At 56.3% G+C, this 22,307-nt stretch carries 27 protein-coding genes, 1 tRNA gene and 1 pseudogene; 17 read left to right on the top strand and 12 right to left on the bottom strand.

Annotated elements, in window-relative coordinates; all coding sequences use genetic code 11:
- Positions 1-55: 55 nt before the first annotated feature.
- Together CAI21_RS21015 and CAI21_RS21010 are read left to right on the top strand one after the other, a co-directional pair.
- Positions 56-799, top strand: coding sequence for a 3-oxoacyl-ACP reductase family protein (locus tag CAI21_RS21015; RefSeq protein WP_116304097.1), 744 nt, complete (start codon positions 56-58; stop codon positions 797-799).
- Between the two features lie 98 nt (positions 800-897).
- Positions 898-1,269 carry a hypothetical protein gene (locus CAI21_RS21010; RefSeq protein WP_116304096.1) on the top strand — a complete coding sequence of 124 codons (372 nt, stop codon included), beginning with the start codon at positions 898-900 and terminating at the stop codon, positions 1,267-1,269.
- 374 nt (positions 1,270-1,643) lie between these two features.
- Here CAI21_RS21010 and CAI21_RS21005 read toward each other — a convergent pair whose 3' ends face one another.
- From CAI21_RS21005 to CAI21_RS20980, 7 genes and pseudogenes are all read right to left on the bottom strand, one after another.
- Positions 1,644-1,919 (bottom strand): HU family DNA-binding protein, encoded by a 276-nt coding sequence (locus CAI21_RS21005; RefSeq protein WP_116304095.1) that lies wholly within the window; start codon positions 1,917-1,919, stop codon positions 1,644-1,646.
- A 113-nt stretch (positions 1,920-2,032) separates the two neighbouring features.
- Positions 2,033-2,896, bottom strand: a complete 864-nt coding sequence (locus CAI21_RS25375; RefSeq protein WP_404840905.1) for a putative bifunctional diguanylate cyclase/phosphodiesterase — start codon at positions 2,894-2,896, stop codon at positions 2,033-2,035.
- Positions 2,897-2,899: 3 nt separating this feature from the next.
- Positions 2,900-3,339: pseudogene (locus tag CAI21_RS25370) on the bottom strand (diguanylate cyclase domain-containing protein); the annotation flags it as partial.
- 1,340 nt (positions 3,340-4,679) lie between these two features.
- Positions 4,680-5,207: a sodium:solute symporter family transporter gene (locus tag CAI21_RS20990; protein ID WP_116304092.1), complete on the bottom strand. Its 528-nt coding sequence runs from the start codon at positions 5,205-5,207 to the stop codon at positions 4,680-4,682.
- A 50-nt stretch (positions 5,208-5,257) separates the two neighbouring features.
- Positions 5,258-5,482 (bottom strand): hypothetical protein, encoded by a 225-nt coding sequence (locus tag CAI21_RS22975; RefSeq protein WP_147305191.1) that lies wholly within the window; start codon positions 5,480-5,482, stop codon positions 5,258-5,260.
- A 189-nt stretch (positions 5,483-5,671) separates the two neighbouring features.
- Positions 5,672-5,968, bottom strand: a complete 297-nt coding sequence (locus tag CAI21_RS20985) for a hypothetical protein (RefSeq protein ID WP_116304091.1) — start codon at positions 5,966-5,968, stop codon at positions 5,672-5,674.
- Between the two features lie 114 nt (positions 5,969-6,082).
- Complete coding sequence (locus tag CAI21_RS20980) at positions 6,083-6,859, bottom strand: ElyC/SanA/YdcF family protein (protein ID WP_181919568.1); 777 nt, start codon at positions 6,857-6,859, stop codon at positions 6,083-6,085.
- A gap of 141 nt (positions 6,860-7,000) precedes the next feature.
- On the opposite strand from CAI21_RS20980, the gene CAI21_RS20975 reads away from it, so the two are divergent.
- The gene (locus CAI21_RS20975) at positions 7,001-7,432 is read left to right on the top strand and encodes a gamma carbonic anhydrase family protein (RefSeq protein ID WP_220348984.1); all 432 of its coding nucleotides are present in this window, start codon (positions 7,001-7,003) and stop codon (positions 7,430-7,432) included.
- A gap of 233 nt (positions 7,433-7,665) precedes the next feature.
- Positions 7,666-7,741: transfer RNA gene (locus CAI21_RS20970), tRNA-Gly, on the top strand.
- A gap of 191 nt (positions 7,742-7,932) precedes the next feature.
- Here CAI21_RS20970 and leuA read toward each other — a convergent pair.
- Both leuA and CAI21_RS20960 read right to left on the bottom strand, forming a co-directional pair.
- A complete protein-coding gene (gene leuA / locus CAI21_RS20965) occupies positions 7,933-9,645 on the bottom strand; it encodes a 2-isopropylmalate synthase (protein ID WP_116304089.1) in 1,713 nt (570 codons plus the stop codon).
- A gap of 356 nt (positions 9,646-10,001) precedes the next feature.
- Complete coding sequence (locus CAI21_RS20960) at positions 10,002-11,015, bottom strand: patatin-like phospholipase family protein (RefSeq protein WP_181919567.1); 1,014 nt, start codon at positions 11,013-11,015, stop codon at positions 10,002-10,004.
- A gap of 219 nt (positions 11,016-11,234) precedes the next feature.
- On the opposite strand from CAI21_RS20960, the gene rssA reads away from it, so the two are divergent.
- Complete coding sequence (gene rssA / locus CAI21_RS20955) at positions 11,235-12,206, top strand: patatin-like phospholipase RssA (protein ID WP_220348982.1); 972 nt, start codon at positions 11,235-11,237, stop codon at positions 12,204-12,206.
- A gap of 18 nt (positions 12,207-12,224) precedes the next feature.
- Here rssA and CAI21_RS20950 read toward each other — a convergent pair whose 3' ends face one another.
- Entirely contained in the window at positions 12,225-12,689 is a 465-nt protein-coding gene (locus CAI21_RS20950) for a DnaJ domain-containing protein (protein ID WP_116304087.1), read from the bottom strand.
- Between the two features lie 307 nt (positions 12,690-12,996).
- Between CAI21_RS20950 and CAI21_RS20945 the strand changes: the two genes are divergently transcribed.
- From CAI21_RS20945 to CAI21_RS20930, 4 genes are read left to right on the top strand one after another with little or no spacing between them, the layout of a single operon-like run.
- Positions 12,997-13,707: a MotA/TolQ/ExbB proton channel family protein gene (locus CAI21_RS20945; RefSeq protein WP_116304086.1), complete on the top strand. Its 711-nt coding sequence runs from the start codon at positions 12,997-12,999 to the stop codon at positions 13,705-13,707.
- Positions 13,697-14,089: an ExbD/TolR family protein gene (locus CAI21_RS20940; RefSeq protein ID WP_116304085.1), complete on the top strand. Its 393-nt coding sequence runs from the start codon at positions 13,697-13,699 to the stop codon at positions 14,087-14,089. The genes CAI21_RS20945 and CAI21_RS20940 overlap by 11 nt, the downstream gene beginning before the upstream one ends.
- Positions 14,090-14,095: 6 nt before the next feature.
- The gene (locus CAI21_RS20935; protein ID WP_116304084.1) at positions 14,096-14,503 is read left to right on the top strand and encodes an ExbD/TolR family protein; all 408 of its coding nucleotides are present in this window, start codon (positions 14,096-14,098) and stop codon (positions 14,501-14,503) included.
- A 1-nt stretch (position 14,504) separates the two neighbouring features.
- Positions 14,505-15,260 carry an energy transducer TonB gene (locus CAI21_RS20930; RefSeq protein ID WP_116304083.1) on the top strand — a complete coding sequence of 252 codons (756 nt, stop codon included), beginning with the start codon at positions 14,505-14,507 and terminating at the stop codon, positions 15,258-15,260.
- A 92-nt stretch (positions 15,261-15,352) separates the two neighbouring features.
- Here CAI21_RS20930 and CAI21_RS20925 read toward each other — a convergent pair whose 3' ends face one another.
- On the bottom strand, positions 15,353-16,069 hold the full coding sequence (locus tag CAI21_RS20925) for an SDR family NAD(P)-dependent oxidoreductase (protein ID WP_116304082.1): 717 nt from the start codon (positions 16,067-16,069) through the stop codon (positions 15,353-15,355).
- Positions 16,070-16,122: 53 nt separating this feature from the next.
- Entirely contained in the window at positions 16,123-16,836 is a 714-nt protein-coding gene (gpmA, locus tag CAI21_RS20920) for a 2,3-diphosphoglycerate-dependent phosphoglycerate mutase (protein ID WP_116304081.1), read from the bottom strand.
- 211 nt (positions 16,837-17,047) lie between these two features.
- On the opposite strand from gpmA, the gene CAI21_RS20915 reads away from it, so the two are divergent.
- The 8 genes from CAI21_RS20915 to CAI21_RS20885 all read left to right on the top strand — a co-directional run bounded on the left by CAI21_RS20915 (position 17,048) and on the right by CAI21_RS20885 (position 22,144).
- Positions 17,048-17,527, top strand: a complete 480-nt coding sequence (locus tag CAI21_RS20915) for a CYTH domain-containing protein (RefSeq protein WP_116304103.1) — start codon at positions 17,048-17,050, stop codon at positions 17,525-17,527.
- Positions 17,520-18,035, top strand: coding sequence for a L,D-transpeptidase (locus tag CAI21_RS20910; RefSeq protein ID WP_116304080.1), 516 nt, complete (start codon positions 17,520-17,522; stop codon positions 18,033-18,035). Before CAI21_RS20915 ends, CAI21_RS20910 begins: the two co-directional genes overlap by 8 nt.
- A gap of 36 nt (positions 18,036-18,071) precedes the next feature.
- Positions 18,072-19,061 carry a beta-N-acetylhexosaminidase gene (gene nagZ / locus CAI21_RS20905; protein ID WP_116304079.1) on the top strand — a complete coding sequence of 330 codons (990 nt, stop codon included), beginning with the start codon at positions 18,072-18,074 and terminating at the stop codon, positions 19,059-19,061.
- 79 nt (positions 19,062-19,140) lie between these two features.
- Positions 19,141-19,617, top strand: a complete 477-nt coding sequence (locus CAI21_RS24320) for a hypothetical protein (RefSeq protein ID WP_220348980.1) — start codon at positions 19,141-19,143, stop codon at positions 19,615-19,617.
- Entirely contained in the window at positions 19,593-20,279 is a 687-nt protein-coding gene (locus CAI21_RS24315) for a mechanosensitive ion channel family protein (protein WP_258869018.1), read from the top strand. The genes CAI21_RS24320 and CAI21_RS24315 overlap by 25 nt, the downstream gene beginning before the upstream one ends.
- Positions 20,280-20,414: 135 nt before the next feature.
- Positions 20,415-20,783, top strand: coding sequence for a DsrE family protein (locus CAI21_RS20895; RefSeq protein WP_116304078.1), 369 nt, complete (start codon positions 20,415-20,417; stop codon positions 20,781-20,783).
- 6 nt (positions 20,784-20,789) lie between these two features.
- Positions 20,790-21,344: a hypoxanthine-guanine phosphoribosyltransferase gene (locus CAI21_RS20890; RefSeq protein ID WP_116304077.1), complete on the top strand. Its 555-nt coding sequence runs from the start codon at positions 20,790-20,792 to the stop codon at positions 21,342-21,344.
- 62 nt (positions 21,345-21,406) lie between these two features.
- A complete protein-coding gene (locus CAI21_RS20885) occupies positions 21,407-22,144 on the top strand; it encodes an S-methyl-5'-thioinosine phosphorylase (RefSeq protein ID WP_116304076.1) in 738 nt (245 codons plus the stop codon).
- Positions 22,145-22,307 lie beyond the last annotated feature (163 nt).

Genomic DNA, 22,307 nt, shown 5'->3' with positions numbered 1-22,307 from the left:
CCTTATTGAACCGCCGTTATAAAAACGGAATTGATAACAACGAAAGGAGTCGATTATGCGTCGCTTGGAAGGTAAAACCGCAATTGTTACCGGGGGTTCTCGCGGTATCGGGCGGGCAATAGCGTTGGAATTAGGTAGTCTTGGAGCGAAAGTAGCTATCAATTACCGCGGCGGCAAAGAGGAGGCCGAGGCGGTTGCCAAAGAAATTCAGCAGCTGGATTCCGATGCGCTCGTCATTCAAGCGGATGTTGGCAAACCGGATGAAGCTCGGGGCTTGGTAAATCAGGTCAAGGAAGCCTGGGGTAGCGTGGATATCCTCATCAATAACGCAGGTATAACCCGCGACAAGACCTTACGTAAGCTTGAAGACGACGATTGGGATAAAGTGATCCAGACTAATCTCAATAGCGTCTTTTATACCGTGAGCGCCGCGCAGCCGATTATGCAAGAGCAGAAGTTCGGCCGCATCGTTAATATTAGCTCTTTCGTCGGTCAGGCGGGTAATTTCGGCCAAACCAACTATGCCGCCAGCAAAGGCGCGGTGATTGCGTTCACCAAGAGTGCTGCTCAGGAGTTGGGCCGATACAATATTACGGTGAATGCGATTGCTCCGGGGTTTACCCAAACCGAGATGTTCGACAAGGTGCCTGGGGAGATTCAGGAGAAACTACTAACCAAAATTCCTTTGGCTCGATTCGGCAAGCCGGAAGAAGTTGCCAAAGCTGCGGCTTTCCTGGTGGTAGATGGCGATTATATTACCGGGCAACAGCTCAATATTAACGGCGGCGTATACATGTAAGCCGTATTAACGTCTTAGTACCGGGGTTGGGCGAAGGAAGTGCGCCTGGCCCCGGTGTCTTCGTTATGGATAGGTATGGCTACCAGGGAGGAACAACCATGCAGCTGTCCCATAAAGAAATAAAACAAGAAGGCCTAACTGGCTTATTGACCCCGCCGGCTCCGTTAGCACAGACAATTTTCGGCCTTTACAGTTGCCCCCCTGCAGAGACGGACCGGACGCTACGCGTGGTGGTGATAACGGATTCCGCATTTTGGCAGACGGTTCCGGCTGAGCGCCATGCGGTTGAGATCGAGGCCGACGATGCTTGTCAGTTCCTATGGCAAGCCCTGCAGTTTAACGGGACGCGCATCGGTGAGGTGGCCTGTAATTGCGAGCCTGAACCGACCGACTATCTCTTGTACGGCGATGGGGATGTATATCGCCTTGCGGCGCCGCTGACCGCACCCGCACGCGTTCATGCAGCATGAGCAAACAGCTAAGGCGTGTTGAGCTCGCCGGTGGGCCCTCTTTATAGGGTGTTTGCCAGGACTGCACGATTGCGATAGCCAAGACGACGAATACCGGTTATCAGCTCGGCGCGAAAAATCGTGCCGGCAATTGTGCAGCCTGGCAAACTTTTTACTATGGCAAGTGGGTGGGCAGCGCCAGTCAGGATCTACGCCTAGATACGCCCCTTTAGCTGCGGCGGCGTCTATCTCCAAGCCGGCTACGTTTTCTCAGCGATAGGGGCACTGTTGCGGGAATTGCCTAGTAGGTGGGGTTACGCCAGGTAGCCGTCGCGCCTCGACTGAGGCGCCCCGCAGAGATGGGCTGCGGGGCGGGGAGCTTCGACGATTTGAGTTTAGTCGTTAATGGCGCGTTTGAGCGGTGCGCTTGCCTTGAACTGAACCGTCCGGCTGGCAGCTATTTGGATGGTTTCGCCGGTTTGCGGATTGCGGCCAGTGCGGGCAGCCCTTTCGCCGATAACGAATTTGCCGAGGTTAGGTAGTTGAACTTCCTCCCCGCGCGTCAGCGATTCTTGGATCGACGCCAGTACGCAACCGACGGCTCGTTCCGCCTGAGTTTTGGTGATATCGGCGGAATCGGCTACAGCATTAACCAGTTCGGTCTTATTCACGTATCGCTCTCCCTCTCGATGATGACTAAAGTGGCCCCAGTATCGCCATTTGTGGGCGATCTGACCAGAGGTAAAGGATAATTTATTGCCGAACCCGACGGGTTACCGCTGTGTTAGCCGGCAAGAAGCTGTTCGGCGTCCCCCGCTTGTAGAGGGCGTGCGAAGAGGTACCCTTGGCCGTACTCCGCGTTGAAGGAGCGCAGCTGTCGCGCTTGCTCGTGTGTTTCAACGCCTTCGGCTATAACATCCATACCCAGCTTATGGGCCAGAATAATAGTCGACTCGACTATGCCCGCCTGTTTGCGGTCGTTTGTGATGCCGCGGACAAAGGATTGGTCGATCTTGAGCGTATTAACCGGAAGGCGCCGTAGGTAGTTAAGCGAAGAATAGCCGGTGCCAAAGTCGTCGATCGATAACGATATCTGCATGGCGTTGAGTTCGTTCAGTATGGCCGAGCTTAGATCCGCGTTGTCCATTACGGCACTCTCTGTGATCTCCAGTTTCAGCCGCTCTGGCGGCAGGCGGCGCGAATCTAAAGCGTCGCGCACGCGAAACAGGAGGTCCTTTTGTCGAAGCTGGCGCACCGATAAGTTGACGCTAATTTGCATGTTGGTCCGTGGGTAGCGACCTAGCCAGGTGGAAAGTTGTGCGCAGGCCTCGTTAAGCACCCAGTCGCCGATTGGCAGGATCATGTCCGTTTCTTCGCAGAGCGGGATGAAGTCGGCAGGGGGAACCAAAGTACCGTCTGATTTTCGCCAACGTATCAAGGCTTCGAAACCGGCCAGTCGGTTATCCGCTAGGCACACAATAGGTTGGTAATGGAGCTCGAATTCCCGGCGTTTTAAGGCTCGCCGCAGGTCAGCCTCGAGTTGCAGCACTTGGACCGCTCGGGTACGCATGGCCGTTTCGAAGACTTCGCACTGATTAATACCGGCTCTTTTTGCACGGACTAGCGCCGTTTCGGCATCGCGTAGCAGATCCTCGTGATGATCGTAGCCGCTGCTTAAGGCGGCGCCGATGCTGGCACTGATGAAGATCTCATGTTCTTCGACCCTAAACGCGTGGGCGAACGCACTTTGATAACGGAGTGCCTTATCGCGAACTTGGGCCGCGTTACGAGTATCAGGAAGCAAAATGCCGAATTGATCCCCGGCAGCCGGGTAACCAACTCGCCGGCCATTTGTTGGGCCTTCAGGCGGTTTGCCGCGTCTAACAGCAGTTGTTCGCCGATATTGTAGCCAAGGCTGCTAGTGACTAGGCGGAAGCGGTCAAGGTTGAGGACAAGAAGCGCGAAGGTGTGGCTATGCGAGCGCTTGCTAGCTTCTAATGCCTCTCGCAGCTCGCCGAGCAGCTGCGTTTTATTAGGAAGCCCGGTCAACCCGTCGCGGAGGGGTTCTTCCTTTACAACGGCACTTATCATTAGGCGCGCACTGGCCGCGCCGACCACGCCCGATAGCAGGCGCTCGACGTAGCGAACTAGCTCGGTGTCGAGCGCGCCTTTCTGTAGGTGCTTTTCTCCTCGTTGACTGGCATAGGCCGTTAAGGCAGCTTCCGCGCGCGCATGCCCTAGCGTTCTAACCAGAACGGCGTGCAGGTCTGCAAGTCGTCCGTGCGAATGCCACAGCTCCTCGGTTTCTTTTTCCGAGCGGAAAGTATCCACGAAGGCGGTTGCCTGGAGTTGTTCCTGCAAGCTCTGTCGAGCTACTAGCGAAGCCACTATGTAAAGAGCGGTTGCGATCGTGATCGTCCAGAACATGCCATGAGAGAACGGTGTCAGTCCTTCTACCCAAAACAACGCTTCCGGTTTTAGCCAGGTGGCGCCGTAAGGCCCGGGCTCGACAATTGTGCCGGGAATCCAGCCGGCTTCTGCGAATAACGGAATTACCAAGGTGTAGAACCAAACGGTAAAGCCGCCAGCGATGCTTAGAAGAGCGCCTGTGCGGGTGCCGTTCCTCCAAAAGAGCCCTCCGATCATAGCGGGAGCGAGTACGCAGATGCCGGCGAACGATACAAGACCTAGCTCTACCAAGGGAAGCCCATAGCCTGCGCTGCGAAAGTAGGCATAGCCGGCGCCGATACAGGCGATGACAGCCGCTCTGCGGATGAACAGTAACAAGCGACCGAGATCTTCGCGCTGGGTTAGGCGTAGCGAGCGGACCCGCATGAGCAATGGGATGACGACATTATTCGACAGCATGGTGCTGATCGCCACCGCCTCGACGATAACCATCGCGGTCGCCGCTGATAAGCCGCCGAGAAAGACGAACAGCGCCAAGCCGAAGCGTTCCGCGAGCAGCGGCATGAGGAGGACGAAGCTGTCTGCATGGCTCGCTCCGCCCGGTACCAGTAATAGGCCGGCCAGGGCAATCGGTAGGATAAAGAGGTTGATCAATAGAAGGTACAACGGGAATAGCCACATGGCTTTTCGGACGTGGTTTTCGTTGGTGTTTTCAACCACCGATACCTGAAATTGGCGGGGTAGAAACATGACTGCCGCCATCGACGCTAGGCTTATCATAGTCCAGTGAAAATAGCCGCTGGCACTATCCCCGTAGTTCATAGGAACATGCGCGGCGGGCGTCGCGCGCGCTTGTTGAAACAGATCGCTAAAGCCTCCGAAGAGCCCGTATACGACGAAAATACCCACCGCTAGCGCGGCAATTAACTTGACGATGCCTTCGGTTGCGATCGCCGCCACCATTCCTTCGTGACGTTCCGCCGAATCCAGCTGCCGTGCGCCGAATAAAATGACGAACAGCATCAGCAGTAGAGTGACATAAAACGTTGGATCGCCCGCAATCGGGGGGGAGGCGTCAGCGGGTCAGGAAAAGGCCCGCCGGGATCGGCGATTAGAACCTGATAGCTCAGCGAGATAGCCTTCAATTGCAAGGCGATATAAGGCGTTAGGACAACAAAGGTAAGGAAGGCAACCAGGCCGGCCAATAAGCTGCTGTTACCATAGCGTGCGGAGAGAAAGTCGGCGATCGTGCTCAAACGTTGTCGCTTACTGATGCGAATGATCTTGCGTAGGATCAACCACCAGAGAATTGCGATAAGCGTTGCGCCGATGTAAAGCGCAACGAAGTCTAACCCTTCCATGGCGGCACGCCCGACGCTGCCGTAAAAGGTCCAGGCCGTGACAAATACGGTGAGCGATAAGGCATAGATGTACGGGTTTTGGACAATGCTCCTACCCTGTACGGCGCGCCTCTCTGCATACGCCGCAACGGCGAATAACGCTCCTAGATATAAGAAAGCGGCTAATGCAATGAGAGCCGGATGAAGCATGGCGTCCTACTAACGGCATCCTCGTTCCGCAAGTACAGCTGTTAAGACAATCAAGAGCAGCAGCTGGAGAATAGGTAGACGAGGCCTCCCGGTAGGCCGAGAAACCAGGTGTCGGTGTGCAAAATAGCCAGTAACGGGTAGCCGACTAACAGCTGACCAAGCGCGAAGAGCGGCCATGTCCAGTCCGTTCTCCGGCGTACGAAAGTCGGGGTCGGGTTTTTATCCCCCTGAGGGGGCGGGGTGGAGTCCCCGTCTTTAGCCGTCGGTTTATGCATGAGGGCTCCGGCAGGGGTTCCTTCGCGACTTACGATCGGCATCAATAGGTTGCCTTACAGCAAGGTGCCAACGCTCCTGGTAAGAGCCTGCCGCCTGTACTGTCTATGCATTTTTATAGAGATGTGGGGGATTGGGAGGGTTCAATACGGAATGAGGCCGACCGACAGCCGGCCTCTAAGGAAACCGACTCAGGCGCGGGTGCCGCTGAATTCGTTAACGCCAGCCATGCTTTTGAATGTGCCGCTGATAGCGTCGCCTTCGATGCCGCCGCGGAAGGAAACCCGGAAGCTGCCCATCGGGGTTTTAATATTGGAGTAGAAAGAGAGCTTGTCGCCATCTACCGTTAACTCTTCCAGCTCGGTGCGTCCGGTAGGGCCTTCCAAGGCACCCTCGTAACTGCCCCCGTTATTGTTGATCTCGAGGGTAGGCGTTTGTTGTCCGAACGGGGTGTCCATGACCAAGTTCCAAGTTCCTGCTACGCTCATGGTTTTTGCTGGCTCCTATTATGTAGGTTCGAATTAAAGCAGCGATCCGTGCTTTCCGGAGCATCGGTATACGGCAGCTGTTATAACGGCTATGTTGTCTTTATCGTATTGCGTTTAATGTTCTGCTGCCGATCGGTGCTCGCCGCGTAAGCGATTCCAGAGTATACCCATATATTCGTGAAAGGCGCGCTCGGATTTTGCCACATCTCGTGCTTGCGGCGTGTAATCGCGTAGGTTGAGGTTTTGCTTTGCCGTCACGCGATGGCGGGTGGGGGCTGGAATCGGCTTCAAGCCTTGCGCTTCGAATAAGGCTAAGGCCCGGGTCATATGCGAAGCCGAGGTAACCAAGTAAAAAGGCTCGTCGGTTAGCCGCATGGAGGCCGCCATCGCTTCTTCGGCAGTGTTGCGCGGTAGGTCGAATCGAATAATCGATTCCTCCTCAACACCGAGTTCCCTGGCGAGCTGAGCAGCAAGCTCAGCGTGTGGACGTGCATCCTGTCCGCCCCAGCCGGATACGATCAGCTGCGCTTCGGGGAGCTGCCGATAAAGGCGCACGCCCTCGACGATGCGAACAACGGCGGTATCGGTCAACTGTGAAGTAATCGGTACCGATGGGTCGGAATCATGGCCACTGCCCAGTACCATAACCCATCGAATATCGGGGTCGGCTTCTCGAATGGCGAGATAGGGCGCTTCTAACGGATGGAGCAGGCGGTCGGCAAGCGGCCACCACGCGATACCTATAAGGGCGAAGGTGGCGATACCGACCAAGGCCGTACCTAAACCTCGTCGGCCTAGGAGTAAGGCAAACAATGCCACGATCAAGGCGATGCTGATCAGAGGCAGTGGCATGAATAATGCGCCGGCGAGTTTGCTGATTGTAAAGCTCATCGTGATTATAGTGTTGTCATTGTCGTTGGTATTCCGCCGTCCCTTCCCGACGGGCGCACGTCGACTCAAGATTAGCATAATGGCCTTGGCATGCGAGCGTTGGCGAACGGTAGCAGGCGGTTAGTGATAGGAGTTGCGCTTTTGATCTATCGATTAGCAGACAGAGTCCCCCAGTTTATCGGCGAGTCGCATTTTATTGCGCCGAACGCAACGTTAATTGGATCGGTGGTGATGCACTCAAATGCAAGCGTCTGGTTCAATGCGGTTGTTCGTGCCGACAACGAGCCTATCGTGATCGGCGAGGACAGCAATATTCAGGACGGTTCGGTTTTGCATGTGGACGAGGGGTATCCGTTGGAGATCGGCCGTGGGGTCACGATCGGCCACAAGGTGATGTTGCACGGCTGTCAGATTGGCGATTACAGCTTGATCGGCATTAATGCGGTCGTTCTCAACGGCGCTAAGATCGGGAAGTATTGTTTGATTGGCGCTAATGCATTAGTGCCGGAGGGGATGGTGGTACCCGATGGATCTTTGGTATTAGGCGCGCCGGCCGGGTTAAGAGAAGCCTGAATGAAGACGAGAAGCAGCGCCTAGTCGCGGGTGCAAAGCATTACGTGGCCAACGGTCGGCGCTATAGCGAGCACTTAGCGGTGCTTGAGCGGTAGAAAAGTCCCGGTTTTTTCGTCCCTTATCAACTTCCGCTAAAAAACTGCCTACTCGGGCTTCACATTGCCGTTATAAACCTGTTAAAGTACGCCCCGTTGCCGCGATGGCAGGGGCGTTCAGCCCATCCTCGATATAAAGCGGGAATAGCTCAGTTGGTAGAGCACAACCTTGCCAAGGTTGGGGTCGCGAGTTCGAGTCTCGTTTCCCGCTCCAGTTTCCTTTCTGTCATTTCCATTGTCGAATAAGCGGCTTGCCGGCTAGGTCACGAATAAAGTGATGTAGCAAGCTCTGTTGGTTGTTTATCCTTGCTTGGGTTCTTGGGTAAAAAGCGGGCGATTCTTTATCGCCCGCCTTTAGTGCGCCTTCACGCGTAGATTTCCTGCCCCTGCGATAGGGTCGCTAGCTTAACCTGTCCGGCGCTCATCCTCGGGAGGTTGAAGCCAGTCCGGACGGCGAGCTGCGGCGCGATTGACGGCGCTTACGACCGCCGACAGCGATGCAGTGAGAATATTGCCGGCCTGCCCAACGCCGAATAGGGTGGGCGAGGGGCCGCCAAACCCGATCTCGACATAAGCGATGGCTTGCGCATCCGAACCTTTGCCTGTGGCGTGCTCCCGGTAGTCGACGACCTGTAAGGACAATGCGCAATGGCGGTTAAGGGCGTCGACGAAGGCGGCGATGGGGCCGTTGCCCGAGCCGCTAATGATATGTTCGTTGCTTCGATAGCGGATTGTCGCCGTTATTTGTTCCCGCTCGTGATGCTCGCCTTCGCCGTGGGTTTTGTAGTCCAGTAACTGCAAAGGCGTTGTGCGCTCCAGGTATTCGCCGCTGAAGCTCGTCCAAAGCGTAGCACTGTCCAGCTCCTTGCCGGAGTTGTCGGCTAGATCCTGTACGATTTGGCTGAATTCGATTTGCAGTAATCTGGGCATGACGACCCCGTGGTCGCGTTCCAGCAAATAACTCACACCGCCTTTGCCCGACTGGCTGTTAACGCGGATTACCGCTTCATAGGAGCGGCCGACATCTTTCGGGTCGATCGGCAAGTAAGGGATGTCCCAGATATCGCCTTCGCGACGGGCGGCAAAGCCTTTCTTGATAGCGTCTTGGTGCGAGCCGGAGAAGGCTGTGAAGACCAATTCGCCCACGTAAGGGTGGCGAGGGTGAATGGGCAACTGGTTGCAGTACTCGGCGCAGCGGGCAACGGTATTGATGTCGGAGAAGTCTAGCTCCGGATCGATGCCTTGGGTAAAGAGATTAAGAGCCAGCGTTACCAAGTCGACGTTACCGGTGCGCTCCCCGTTACCGAACAGCGTGCCCTCGATACGATCCGCTCCGGCCATAACCGCAAGCTCTGCGGCAGCGACGGCTGTGCCCCGGTCATTGTGTGGGTGGACGCTGAGGACGATGCTGTCGCGATAAGCGAGATTGCGGCTCATCCACTCGATTTGGTCGGCGTATACGTTGGGCGTGGCCATCTCCACCGTGGCGGGAAGATTGACGATGGACTTACGCTCGGGCGTCGGTTGCCATACGGCATTAACGGCATTGCAAATATCAACCGCAAATTCAAGTTCGGTTCCGGTGAAGCTCTCAGGCGAATACTGGAACACCCATTCGGTTTCCGGCTGCTTGGCGGCGAGAGTTTGCGTTAAGCGAGCGCCGCCTACCGCAATGTCGATAATACCAGCGCGATCAAGGCCGAATACTACCTGGCGTTGAACGGTGGAGGTCGAATTATAAATGTGGACGATGGCTCGCTTGGCGCCTCGTAACGCTTCGAATGTGCGGCGGATCAAAGGTTCTCTGCACTGGCAGAGGACTTGAACGGTAACGTCCTCGGGAATTAAATCCTGCTCGATGAGTTGGCGTGCAAAGTCGAAATCGGTTTGCGAGGCGGCCGGAAAGCCAATTTCTATTTCTTTAAATCCAATCTCGCACAGCGTGCGGAACATCCTTATTTTTCGCTCGGCGTCCATGGGTTCTATGAGCGCCTGATTGCCGTCGCGAAGGTCGACGCTGCACCAACGCGGTGCGGTGTCGATGACTTGAGACGGCCACTGCCTGTCCGGCAATGAGATGGCCTGAAACGGTCGGTACTTTTTATCGGCTTGCATCATTGGAGCTTCTCCTGCGCGATTTTGCTGGGGTGCAGCCGTCGACCAAACCAGCGTTTGGTTTGGCGAAGTGTTAAGACGGCCTCAACGCGCGGCTAAATTACGGCCACCGGGCTGCCGCTAGGCCCGACGACCGTTGCGCAGTCGTAGCGTTAGTGCGATGAAGCTTTGTTGGCTGGTGGTATAGCGGGCGTAGATTGAAGTGCTTGCGTTACTCATGGAAAAGATCCCGATCCGAAACCGTACGAATGCTAACGCTAATCCCGACGCTCCTTAGGAGGCCGGGTTGCTCAGTCGTAGTAGTTTTTCGAATCGAGTGTTACGCATAAACCTTACGCTAGCGGCGGTATCCCGCTAAGTCAAGCGTGAATGTGGTAAACGTAAGCACAAACATTTAAGGCCCCGCGGGCAGGGGCCTTAAATTGCTTTCTTAACCAACGGCGGATCGTTTTGCCGACCGTTGGTGAGCGGGGGGCGCTCCAATACAGCCGATGTTTTTTCAGGGCGGCTTTGGTATCCGTTATACCCGCGTCGATAAGTGCTTCTATGCGCTCGGAAGACCAGTCGAACACGGGGCATAGTAGGTAATCGAGGTGGGATAGGGAGCGACGAATCCGTGTTAAGCGGAATGAGCCTGGGCTATGCTGGAGTAAGCGGTCTAGCCCATGTTCCGGTCGGTAAAGTTCAACGCTGATGATATGGTAGTCATGACCGTCGTCGTTGGAGATCAAGCCATCTAGTAAGTCGGTAAGTCCTGTAGGCCAGAACTCGCCGTCCCAATAGGTTTGGCCGCCGATGCGGTGGAATGGGAATGCCATAGGGATGCTGGCACTGGCAACGAGCATCTCAGACGTTATGGCCTCCTTCTCGCTGTCGAAAATAACGGCTCGCGGAGGGCAGCTTTGTACGGTGCGAATGCGTAAACGGGGTCCCTTTGGGCGTTGTTCGTACGTGCCTATGACCTTCTCTAAAGTTTGGCGCATAGGGCCGCTACGATAGGGGGCAAAGAAAGGCGTGCCGGCAGAAAAGTCCCATTGATTTTGCAGGGCCGGATGATATAGGGCGGAATGGCCGAAGATCATCCCGGTCAGTACACTGTTAAGCCGCTCCTGCCCTGGAAAAGGAAAAAACGGGAAGGTTGTTTGGCTGAAGGTTTCCCGCCATAGCGTGCTGAGCGAGTGGGCAGCTTGCGTCGGGGTATCAGCCTGCTGGGCGATTAAGGCGCCGTTGATGGCGCCGATCGAAGCACCTGCGATGGCGGTTAGCCGGCGCTGGCTATGTTGGTTTAAATAATCGGCAATAACGTGAAAGGCGCCCGCTTGATAGGCGCCCAAGGCGGCTCCGCCTTGTAACAGTAACACGACTTTTTCCACGAGCCGCTCTCCTTCTAATGGGGGTGGGGGGGCTTGGCCGTTTGTTGGAATTAAGCTTTTGCCGGGCAGTTTCCCAACCTGCCAAGGTGATGGGGGCTGGATGGGGGCTAGGCAAATTAGGGCATATTGACAATTTTTCGGGCTCAGGAAGAGCGCTGGTCCGCGGCCAAAGGCCCTTAGCCGCGACGTTACGTGTTTCTTTGCACGGATAGGATGAGCATGACAAGCACTAATCACCAGACCAAAATTGGCATTGCTTTGGGAAGTGGCTCGGCGCGCGGATGGTCCCACATCGGCGTGCTCACGGCGTTGGCAGAGGCGGGGATTGAGCCGGACATCGTTTGCGGTAGTTCGATTGGCGCTTTGATTGGCGGCGTTTATGCAGCAGGGCGTTTGGACGACATCGAAGCCTGGGGGAACAGCCTGACCCGCCGCGAGGTATTCTCCTACATGGATTTTACCTTGTCGGGAGGCGGCGCTATCGCTGGTAAGCGTCTGATGGAGGTTTGCAGCGAGTATATCGAAGGTTGCGATATCGAGTGTCTTCCTAAACGCTTCGGTGCCGTCGCCACCGATTTGAAAACGGGTACGGAGGTGTGGTTACAGGAAGGGCCGCTACAGACCGCGATCCGAGCCTCGATTTCCCTGCCTGGCCTGTTAACGCCGGTACATGTCGATGGGCGTTGGTTAGTCGACGGGGGATTGGTCAACCCGGTTCCTGTCTCGTTATGTCGGGCCTTGGGGGCGGATATCGTCATTGCCGTTAATCTTAACGGCGATTTGCTTGGGCGCCTGCGGCGGCAACCGGCCGTCGCGCGCGAGCCGGCGGCCGAGGTTGAGCAGGCCGAGGAACTGGAAGTGGCGGACGCCGGCGGGAACTGGCTCGGCCGTTTGGCCCAAAACCTCAAAATGCCTCGTGGCTTGTCGAAAGATGCGGGCAAGGCGGAACAGCTGACGGCGCCAGGCTTTTATGAGGTACTATCAAACTCGGTTAATATTATGCAGGATCGGATTACCCGAAGCCGCTTGGCTGGCGACCCTCCCGACATAGTGCTTTCCCCGCGTTTGTCGCATCTCGATCTGCTGGATTTTGCTCGTGCCGACGAGGCCATTAAAGAGGGGCGGGATAGCGTTCGACGTAATCTGCCTGCACTACAGGATTTGCTTCACATCAGTGTGGCTGAAGTGTGATGGGCGAGTGCGGTCGGTTTAGTCATTCAGCAATGTGTCTTTGGCGCGATTGATTTTTGCCGCTAGGTATCCGGAACCGCCCCGGTCCGGGTGCAGCCTTTGTATGAGCCGGCGGTGTGCTTCTCGGATTTCGCTGGCAGTGGCTCCGGGTTCTAGGCCCAGGATGTCGTAGGCGTCTTGTTTGCTGAGAGCGGTTTGTGCAGGAGGTGTCGTTTTCTCTTTTTCCTGGCTGCCGCGGCTGCGTAGCCATTTTCCGACGGGAAGAAAAGAGATAAGCGGCAGCAGCCGGGCGATGAGCGTTACGGCCCCGGTGACGGCGGCTACTAACAACGATAGCCGGCCGGTTGCTACCAGCAGGGCTAGCGCGAATAAGAGTAGCCAAGGCCCATAGCGTCTAAGGTATCGGTAGACTTGCTCGCGGGACGGGCGGATTAGTGCGTAGAGCAGTATTCCCAGTAAACAAAAGGCAATCAACAATTGCATGGTGCAAGATTCCTGTCCGTGTCGCGTCGGTCGCTAGCCAGCACGTTTTTGCAACACCCGTGAAAGTCGCCGAGGCGCTAGCAGGTGGCGGGAAAAAGCGTATTCGGCACCCTGCTAGGATTATCAACTATTTCCTTTGCGCGTTTATTAAAGTGCTGCTCACCCTTGAAATGATCGCCCGTTAGTCTACAAGTGCGCAAGGTCGACAATCATTTGTTGAAAATGATTCGCAATAACAATAACATTGGACCTACAGAGGAAATGGTTTGCTGATAGTGTTTCAGCGTTGTAAACGAGAGGTGTTCTTATGCAGCCTACCGCTCCCGTGGTCGATGCGGGCCGCCTGCAGTCGCTTATTGAGACTGGCGGGCCGGTAGTTGCGATTTTACTGGCGTTATCCGTCGTCGCGTTGGCGGTCATACTGCTAAAACTATGGCAGTTTATCGCTATTCGTATCGGGAGCCGAAAGTTTATCGATCAAGCATTGCATAGGTGGCGCGAAGGTAACGCTAAAGAGGCTTTGGCTGCGCTTGATGGTGTGCGTAACCCGATTGCGGGCGTAATGGCTTTGGCTATGCGGGGGCGAATGGATAAGAACGTGCCCGAGTCCGTTGTTCGCGAGGAAGCGAGCCGGGTTGCCGTGGAAAATATCGAAACGCTGCGTGGGCAATTCCGCATCTTAGAGGTAATTGGGGCGCTGAGTCCGTTGCTCGGTCTGTTAGGGACTGTTTTAGGCATGATCGAAGCCTTTCGGCAGTTGGAAATGGCCGGAAGCCAGGTCGATCCGGCGTTGTTGTCCGGCGGTATCTGGGTTGCCTTGTTGACAACAGCCGTGGGGCTTGCCGTCGCCATTCCGGTGGTCGCGGCGCTAAATGCACTGGAGCGGGTGTTGGATCGATTCCGGCACCGGATGGAGGATGCCGTTACCCAGGTGTTTACGATTCCGCTACCAAGCGGCGGCGAAACGTCGGGAGCGGTGCCCTTTGAGCGCGCACGGCGGGTGGCCGATGCGCATTGAGGTTCCGGCACGACGGCGAAATCTTATTAGCTTGACTCCGCTAATCGATGTCGTCTTCATTCTTTTGGTGTTTTTCATGTTGGCGTCGAGTTTTCTGGATTGGCGCGGCATTTCCTTGAACATGCCGCCCGTGTCCGAGGTCGGCCGTGTCCACGACGGCAGTTTGGAACTGCGCCTTGGTGTCGACGGTAGCGTGTCCTTAGACGGCGAAGCCGTCTCCCGCGACGCGGCGCTGCGTCGGGTCGGGGCCGCGGTGAGCACGGAGCCGGACCGGCTGGTGATCGTGCGGCCGGAGGGGGAGGTTCGGTTGCAGACGATGGTGGAATGGCTTGAGGCGTTGTCTGGCGCCGGAGCTACCAACGTTTCTTTGCGGCAGGGGTGAGGCAATATGAAATTGCCCGCACCGCCTACCAGGAAAGATTCCGACGATCATCTTATTCCGCTGATTAATATCGTCTTTCTACTGCTGATCTTCTTTATGCTGGCCGGTGCCCTGAGTCGACCGGAGCCTTTCTCGGTGGAGCCCCCGTATAGCGATGAAGGCCAAGCGGCAACAGTGGATGAGTGGGTGCTAAGCGTTGCTGCCGACGGGCGGTTTGCACTCGACGGCGAGGAGTTGCTGAGGGATGCTGTTATCGACAGAATTGAGCAGCGAACGCGTAATGGCGATGATCTTCGGATCAAGTTGCGAGCCGATGCCGATCTCAATGCCGAATTGCTACTGCCTTTGTTCGACGACCTTCGCGATGCTGGCGTCGAACGCCTGACCTTATTGACCGTAGCGTCTGGGGGGTGACATGCGTTTACGGTTGCGACATTGGGTGCTCGCGCTTGGTTTGGCGATCTGCCTGCACGCTGCGGCGTTCTTTGTAGCCCCGCCTGAGGCGCCGCTGCCGGAAGGTGTGCAGGGAATGCGCGGTATCGAGATCAATCTTGGAGCTACTGAGGCGGTACCTGAAACGATTCTACCGGACCCGGTCATTCCCGATCCGGTAGAGCCGCCTCCGCCGGAACCTGAGCCGGAACCCGAACCTGAGCCCGAACCTGAAACGGAGATTGAGGAAGAGGCGCCTCAGGTTATTGAGGAACCGGAGCCCGAGCCCGAGCCGGAACCCGAACCAGAGCCTGAACCTCAACCGGAAGAGGAGGTTGAGGAGCGGGAAGAAGAGGTTGATGCCGAGCCTGCCGAGCAAGCTCAAGAGGCGCAACAGGCTCAGGAAGGGCAGGGTAGTGCCGAAGCCGGGCCTGCCACTGTCGATACGGGTGTGGTCGATAGTTATCAAGCGCGCCTACAAGCGTATCTGGAACAGTATCGCGAGTACCCCCGGCGGGCGATGATGCGTCGTCAGCAAGGTACGGTAATGGTGCAATTCACGGTATTGCGTGACGGTAGTGTGGAGGGTGTCCAGATCGTTGAGGGCTCCGGTTTTGCCCTGTTGGACGATGCCGTGTTGGATATGTTGCGCCGGGCTGAGCCATTACCGGCATTTCCGAGCGACTTGAATCTGGAGCGGATGGAACTAACGCTGCCCGTTGAGTTTTATCTACGTTAAGCAGGCCGCGAATACGTTGCCTATCCTCTGCGGGATTGGTGTGCGAACATCCTCGGCCGCGTAACAGGAGGCTGATAATCGTTGTTTAGCCTTTACCAGGCGATTTGTTTGCCGTTACGGAATAGGACGCCGGAAGGGCTGCCGGCGGGTAAGGTCGCGGCCCAGATCACTCCCCCGACGATTTCCGCCGGGCTCGGCGAAGCATTGTTCTGTTTGGGCGGTTGCTGGGAAGACTTCCAGCCCGGAATGACGGCATTGATGAGGATGTTTTCGTCTGCCGCTTCCTCGTGCAGCATTCGGGTTAGCGTGTTGAGCGCTTGTTTAGAGAAGCGAAAGCTGGCCGGTTCCGAATGACTCTCCGACTCTATCGCAGCCGCGGAAGAGATATTAACGATGCGTCCGTAGCGATTTCGCTGCATCAAGGGCAATAAGCGTTGGACTAAACGTAGCGGGCCGTAAACATTAGTTTCCATGGTTGTCCGCAGCGCGTCGAGTTCGAGTTCGAGCAGGGGGTGTCCGCCTTCTTTCGGCGTCGTCGCGGCGTTGTTGATGAGAATATCCAGGCGCTCAAAGGTTAAGGTTAAGTAATCGGTCAAGCGACGAATGCTCGCCTCTCGGGTTACGTCCAACGGATGATAACGGACTGGCAGACCTTCTGCCTGAAGCTTGTCCGTGGCAGCCTTGCCGGTTATACCGTCGCGACTGGTAAGCACTACGGCGATACCATGGCGAGCCAGTTGGCGTGCAGTTTCCAGGCCGAGGCCTCGATTGGCGCCTGTGACAAGCGCGATACGTTGCGGTGCTGACATATAGGTTAAGCGACGAGGACGGAGCGACCGATGCCGCCCCGTCCTCCTAACGTTCATGCTTCGCTTTGAATCTCCTGCTCACGCAGATAGTAGCTGCGGATCAGCGAAAGATCATCGTTCAGTTCGAATACCAAGGGGTCGCCGGTAGCGATTTCTACCTTGGTAATATCTTCATCCGACATGCCTTCAATGTGCTTGATCAGTGCTCGTAGACTATTGCCGTGAGCGGCGATCAGTACCGTATCGCTCTTTTTTAGCGTCGGCGCGATGGTGGAATCCCAGTAGGGCAGAACGCGTTCGAGCGTCGTCTTGAGCGATTCCGTGCCGGGTAATTGATTGGGCATCAGCTTGGCGTAACGCGGATCGAAGCGCGGGTGCCGGGTGTCGTCTTCGCCCAGTTCAGGCGGCGCGGTGGCATAGCTGCGCCGCCAGATATGAACTTGCTCGTCGCCGTACTTTTCTGCGGTTTCGGCTTTATTAAGTCCGGTCAAAGCGCCGTAATGCCGCTCGTTGAGTCGCCAGTCGGTAATTTGGGGAACCCACATCTGATCCATTTCATCGAGGGTAATCCATAACGTGCGGATTGCGCGCTTGAGAACCGATGTGAAGGCGTGGTCGATACGAAAACCGTGAGCCTTCAGCATTTGGCCTGCTGCTGCGGCTTCTTCGCGTCCATTGTCGGTGAGGTCGACATCGACCCAACCGGTGAAGCGGTTGGCGAGGTTCCATTCACTTTGACCGTGACGAAGCAGAATAAGACGTTTCATGGGTTGGGCTTTCCTTAGTTTATGCCTGGCGAGGGCTTTCCCCGCAGTGGGTCTAAAGTTGGGCTAAGTGTAACATGCTCTGGCTCTGCGAAATGAGTCGAAGGGGAGGCTGGCGGTGCTTGTTCGCTGACCGGTGTCTGGGTAGGCTGGCGGCCTACGGCGAAGGGTTGGGCTTGTGAAGTGAGATCGGCCACGAGGGTGGGCAATGTACATGGCGGAAGAAATCGAGCGAAAATTTTTGCTAAAGAACGATACTTGGCGCTCCTTGGCGAGGAGTAGCGCTCGCTACCGGCAGGGTTATCTGGCGAGTCGGCGAGAGGTTGTCGTCCGGGTGCGGCTTAGCGACGATACCGCGTTCTTGACCATAAAAGGCGAGGCGAACGGTATTCGGCGGCTGGAATACGAGTATCCATTGCCGATCGTGGATGCCGAGGAAATGCTTGATCTATTGTGTGAACGGCCGCTGATCGAAAAAGAGCGCTTTTTCGTACCCTATGGCGATCATTTATGGGAAGTCGACGTATTTGCCGGCGATAATGCCGGGTTGGTATTGGCTGAAGTCGAGTTGCAAGACCCTGACGAGGTTTTTGTTCGACCGCCGTGGGTGGGAGAGGAAGTGTCCGAAGACCCGCGCTTTTACAATGCTAACCTTGTGAAATATCCCTTTAAAAGCTGGAGTACCGATGGTTGATCCCGCGTCGCCGCCGATTGGTCCGGATGAAGTCTGGATAAGGGTCAGTATTGCGCGCCAGGATTTATGCTTACAGCAGGGGAGCGAGCTGCGGAAAAAGTACCTGGTGTCCACCGCCCGTGCCGGCCCCGGCGAACTCAACGGTAGCGGCTGTACGCCCCGAGGTTGGCATCAGGTGCGTGCGAAGATCGGCGGGCACGAACCTTTGGGCGCCGTTTTCGTCGGCCGCCGGCCCACCGGGGAAATCTACGATGAGGCGTTAGCCGTACGTTATCCTCAACGCGATTGGATTTTGACCCGAATCCTTTGGTTAAGCGGTTTGGAGCCAGGGCGAAATCGACTTGGCGAGCGGGATACGATGCGCCGATACATTTATATTCACGGCTGTCCGGACAGTGCCGAACTTGGGCAGCCGGGATCGCACGGGTGCATTCGAATGCGTAATGAAGACGTGGCAGATCTATTTGAGCGGGTACCGGTTGGCACGCGTGTGGTTATTAGCGAATAAATAAGGGTTGGGAGCGCTGCTGTGTTAGGTCAGGTAATGGTGGGTATCGAAGGCGCCCATGTCGATGCGGCGATGCGCGATGTGCTGCGGCATCCGGCAGTTGGGGGTGTCATTCTCTTTACCCGTAACTTTGAATCGGCCGCTCAGATTGCCGCCTTGTGCGAGGAAATCCATGCCTTGCGTGAGCCGCGTTTGCTGATTGCCGTCGACCAGGAAGGCGGCCGCGTACAACGCTTCCAAGGGGAGTTTCAACGTCTGCCGGCGGTGGCGCGTCTCGGGGAGTTGTATGACTGCTCGCCTCAGCAGGCACTGGAGCTAAGCGAATTAGCCGGTTGGCTAATGGCCGCCGAGCTGCGAGCAACCGGTGTCGACATCAGTTTTGCACCGATTCTGGATTTAGGCAGGCGAGATAGCCGCGTTATTGGCGATCGAGCCTTTCACGGCGAGCCCGAAGCGATTGTCGCCTTGGCCCAGGCCTATACGCACGGCATGATGCGTGCCGGCATGGCAGCGACCGGTAAACATTTTCCAGGGCACGGTTCGGTACCGGAGGATTCGCATTTCGAGTTGCCGCGCGACCCCCGTTCTCTGGCTGATCTGGCGCCGGATTTATTTCCGTTCGAGCAGATGATACGGGCCGGGTTGCCGGCTCTGATGATGGCTCATGTCATTTATGAAGGCGTAGATAGTGCGCCTGCGAGTTTTTCGCGGACGTGGATTCAGGACATCTTGCGTGATCGTTACGCATTCGCCGGCGTTGTCTTTAGCGATGATCTAGGCATGCAAGCGGCGGAGTGCGTGGGGGATTATCGGGCTCGGACGGAAGCGGCGATCGCTGCTGGTTGCGACATGGTGTTGTTGTGCAATGACTTCGAGCAAATAGACGCGGTATTGGCGGTTACCGGGGCCGATCCCGCGTCGTCGCGACGGGTGGAAAGCCTGTTGGGCAAAGGCTCGACCGATTGGGCTGCGCTTAGAGAGAGTAAGCTGTGGAAGAGCGCGGTAGCCCGGCTTGCAGATCTATAGCGTAAGCATGGCACGCTGGTTTTGCGGGGTGGCGGTTGTTTAGCGCGGCCGGGAGTCCATCAGACAAGAGAGTGCAAGGATGGAGATGATCGATTACATCGAAGGTGCGGTGGAAATGGCGACGGGATGGAGCCTCACCGTACAATTGTCGATCCTGGCTGGCATAGCCATTTTAGGCAATCTGGCCGTGGCTATTGTGTTGGCTCGTCTGCAGGGGCGGTTAGCGCGGACCCGCGCGACATGGGACGACGCGGTAGTCGATGCTGCTCGTCAACCGCTGCATTGGTTGATCTGGGTGCTGACGGCTATTTTCGCTTTTGAGTTGTACGAGGCCAGCCAGCAAGCACCAGCCGTGCTTATCGATGTTGCTCCCGCTATCGGAGCCGTCCTTGTTATCGCGTTGATAGCATGGTTTTTACTGCGGGCAGTCGGCCGCATCGAAGCAAAGTACTGGCTCAGGGCGCGGCCGACGAGGAAGAGGGGGCGTTCGATCCGACCACGATCGACGCAATCGGCAAGTTATTGCGCTTGGTGGTCATTGTTATTGCCGGCCTAGTGGTCCTACAAACCTTGGGGATTAGTATTGCCGGCGTACTTGCCTTCGGTGGGGTCGGCGGTATTGCCGTGGGGTTCGCGGCGCGCGATTTGCTGGCAAACTTTTTCGGCGGGCTTACGGTTTATCTCGATCGCCCGTTTAGTGTGGGAGACTGGATTCGCTCGCCGGACCGGGAAATCGAAGGCACCGTCGAGCGAATCGGCTGGCGGCAAACCCGGATTCGCACATTCGATCTGCGCCCTTTGTACGTGCCGAATTCGACGTTTAACTCGATTGCGCTGGAAAACCCTTCCCGTATGAGCAATCGACGAATCTTCGAAACGATCGGGATTCGTTATAACGATGCCGATAAAATGGCGACTATCGTCGCCGACGTCCGTCAGATGCTGGAGCGGCACGACGAGATCGATACTGGACGGATCCTGATCGTCAACTTTACGCACTTTGGTCCCTCGTCGTTAGATTTCTTTATTTATGCCTTCACCAAGACAACGCAATGGGTTGCTTTTCATGAGATTAAACAGGATGTTTTGCTGAAGGTGCTCGATATCATCGCCAAGCACAAAGCACAGGTCGCTTTCCCCACGTCGACCCTACATATTCCAGAGGGCGTGCGTGTCGAGCCAACGGAGGCGGGGGCGTCGCTTAGTAGAAGTTCGTAGGTTTTTTTGGGTTGAAGCAATATTGCGGTGGAGTGCCGCTTGTTTGAAGTGCGATAGTGTCTTGGGTTACTGGCATCGGCATCGACGCGCTCCTATAATGCGGCCTCTTTCGAATCACGATGCAGGGAGTGCCTGATGGCCGACAAATTGCTTATTGTGATGGTTAATTCCGACCCCGTGAATAGCGAGGAGTTGGTGGCCCCGTTCTCGCAGGCGACTGTCGCAGCAGCAATGGAGTACGATGTTGAGGTGGTGCTAACCGGAATTTCCGGTAAAGTGGCGATTAAGGGCGTAGCTGAGAGTATTCTTGTTGACCAAGCGCGCGGTAAAACGCTTTACGACGTGATGCGTGACGCTTACGAAGTGGGTGTCAAATTTAAAGTCTGCTCTCCTTCGCTAGAGCGTTGGGGTAACGATCTTATCCCGGAAATATCGGAAACGGTAGGCGGGGCGTACGTCATCAGCGAGGCGATGGACGACGATACCGTGACCTTTACCTATTGAGCGACAATGACTATTTCTGCTGAAGAGGCCTCTCGGGTACTGGCCGAGGCCGAATTACTCTACGACGAAGCGAATGTCGACCGAGCCATCGAGCGGATGGCGACGCAGATCACCGACGAACTCAACGGCTCTCTGCCATTGTTTCTCTGTGTCATGACGGGCGGGTTGGTATTGTCCGGAAAGTTATTGCCTAGGCTGATGTTTCCGGTAGAGCTGGATTACCTGCATGCCACCCGCTACCGCGGTGCCACCCAGGGTGGGGAGCTGTCTTGGTTGGCTAAGCCAAGAGCGAGCCTACGGGATCGTGTGGTGTTGATCGTCGACGATATCCTCGATGAAGGCCACACCTTGGCTGGTATCATTCAGCAGTGTCGAGATGAGGGCGCGCAAGAAGTGCGTACGGCGGTACTGGTCGATAAGCAGCATGATCGGCGGTTTAATAACCTACAGGCCGATTATGTCGGTTTGCGCGTAGATGATCGTTATGTGTTTGGCGCTGGCATGGACTATAAGGGCTTACTGCGAAACGTGCCCGGAATCTATGCTGCCCGAGAAATCTAAGTGTTACCTGGTGGTGTCGCAGTAAGCACCCACCGTGTGCCATGATACAAGGTAGATAAGGAATGACCGCAGCCATTATTGGCGGAACGGGCCTCACGTCGTTGCCGGGGCTCGAAATCACCCATCGAGAGGTTGTGCATACGCCGTACGGCGAGCCTTCCGGGCCGATCACGCATGGGGTGTTACATGGCAAGGAAATCATGTTCCTTGCTCGCCATGGCTATGGCCATACGATACCGCCGCATCGGGTGAATTATCGGGCAAATATATGGGCGTTGAAACATTTAGGCGTTGAGCGAGTGCTGGCTGTTGCGGCGGTAGGTGGCATTACCGAAGAAATGAGTCCGGGGCGGATTGCCTTTCCCGACCAAATCATCGATTACACCTGGTCGCGGCAGCATACCTTTTTCGATGTCGATTTAACCCACGTGACCCACGTCGATTTCAGTTATCCGTATGACGCTCAGTTGCGGGCAAAAGTCGTCGAAGCAGCCAAGCGTGCTGGCGTCGATGCAGTGAACGGGGGAACCTACGGCGCGACCCAGGGGCCTCGCTTGGAAACGGCGGCAGAGATCAAGCGAATGCGGAACGACGGCTGCGATATCGTCGGGATGACCGGCATGCCGGAAGCCGTATTGGCGCGGGAACTCAATATCGCCTATGCCACGTGCGCCGTCGTTGCCAATTGGGCAGCCGGGGTGACGGCGGAGGAGATCTCCATGGAAGAGATCGGCCTGAACTTGGAAGTAGGTATGCAGCGGGTGCGGGATATTTTGGGTGAGTTAGTGCCGTTGCTTTGAGTCAATGGTGGTGGTGCGCTTCGCGCGATTGATTTAGAAGGCAGGGTTCCGCCCCCGCGCGGCGGGTTCCTTTTCTTTGGCGACGCAAAGACTCATTCGCCGGGAGCGAATGAGGTGCGCTAAGCGAGCCGAAGGCCGAAGACCAGGGAGGGTCTGAGCCAAA

Origin of the sequence: Alkalilimnicola ehrlichii (assembly GCF_003399765.1) — a bacterium.
Lineage (GTDB): Bacteria > Pseudomonadota > Gammaproteobacteria > Nitrococcales > AK92 > AK92.
The sequence above is the reverse complement of the archived record's forward strand: the minus strand, read 5'-3'. Positions and strand labels throughout refer to the sequence as shown.

Bases quoted from the DNA above. Each gene is read 5' to 3' on its own strand.
- CAI21_RS21015 (WP_116304097.1), top strand. From the start codon at position 56: ATGCGTCGCTTGGAAGGTAAAACCGCAATTGTTACCGGGGGTTCTCGC.
- CAI21_RS21010 (WP_116304096.1), top strand. From the start codon at position 898: ATGCAGCTGTCCCATAAAGAAATAAAACAAGAAGGCCTAACTGGCTTA.
- CAI21_RS20990 (WP_116304092.1), bottom strand. From the start codon at position 5,207: ATGCTTCATCCGGCTCTCATTGCATTAGCCGCTTTCTTATATCTAGGA.
- CAI21_RS22975 (WP_147305191.1), bottom strand. From the start codon at position 5,482: ATGCATAAACCGACGGCTAAAGACGGGGACTCCACCCCGCCCCCTCAG.
- CAI21_RS20985 (WP_116304091.1), bottom strand. From the start codon at position 5,968: ATGAGCGTAGCAGGAACTTGGAACTTGGTCATGGACACCCCGTTCGGA.
- CAI21_RS20980 (WP_181919568.1), bottom strand. From the start codon at position 6,859: ATGAGCTTTACAATCAGCAAACTCGCCGGCGCATTATTCATGCCACTG.
- leuA (WP_116304089.1), bottom strand. From the start codon at position 9,645: ATGATGCAAGCCGATAAAAAGTACCGACCGTTTCAGGCCATCTCATTG.
- rssA (WP_220348982.1), top strand. From the start codon at position 11,235: ATGACAAGCACTAATCACCAGACCAAAATTGGCATTGCTTTGGGAAGT.
- CAI21_RS20950 (WP_116304087.1), bottom strand. From the start codon at position 12,689: ATGCAATTGTTGATTGCCTTTTGTTTACTGGGAATACTGCTCTACGCA.
- CAI21_RS20945 (WP_116304086.1), top strand. From the start codon at position 12,997: ATGCAGCCTACCGCTCCCGTGGTCGATGCGGGCCGCCTGCAGTCGCTT.
- CAI21_RS20940 (WP_116304085.1), top strand. From the start codon at position 13,697: ATGCGCATTGAGGTTCCGGCACGACGGCGAAATCTTATTAGCTTGACT.
- CAI21_RS20935 (WP_116304084.1), top strand. From the start codon at position 14,096: ATGAAATTGCCCGCACCGCCTACCAGGAAAGATTCCGACGATCATCTT.
- CAI21_RS20930 (WP_116304083.1), top strand. From the start codon at position 14,505: ATGCGTTTACGGTTGCGACATTGGGTGCTCGCGCTTGGTTTGGCGATC.
- CAI21_RS20925 (WP_116304082.1), bottom strand. From the start codon at position 16,069: ATGTCAGCACCGCAACGTATCGCGCTTGTCACAGGCGCCAATCGAGGC.
- gpmA (WP_116304081.1), bottom strand. From the start codon at position 16,836: ATGAAACGTCTTATTCTGCTTCGTCACGGTCAAAGTGAATGGAACCTC.
- CAI21_RS20915 (WP_116304103.1), top strand. From the start codon at position 17,048: ATGGCGGAAGAAATCGAGCGAAAATTTTTGCTAAAGAACGATACTTGG.
- CAI21_RS20910 (WP_116304080.1), top strand. From the start codon at position 17,520: ATGGTTGATCCCGCGTCGCCGCCGATTGGTCCGGATGAAGTCTGGATA.
- nagZ (WP_116304079.1), top strand. From the start codon at position 18,072: ATGGTGGGTATCGAAGGCGCCCATGTCGATGCGGCGATGCGCGATGTG.
- CAI21_RS24320 (WP_220348980.1), top strand. From the start codon at position 19,141: ATGGAGATGATCGATTACATCGAAGGTGCGGTGGAAATGGCGACGGGA.
- CAI21_RS20895 (WP_116304078.1), top strand. From the start codon at position 20,415: ATGGCCGACAAATTGCTTATTGTGATGGTTAATTCCGACCCCGTGAAT.
- CAI21_RS20890 (WP_116304077.1), top strand. From the start codon at position 20,790: ATGACTATTTCTGCTGAAGAGGCCTCTCGGGTACTGGCCGAGGCCGAA.
- CAI21_RS20885 (WP_116304076.1), top strand. From the start codon at position 21,407: ATGACCGCAGCCATTATTGGCGGAACGGGCCTCACGTCGTTGCCGGGG.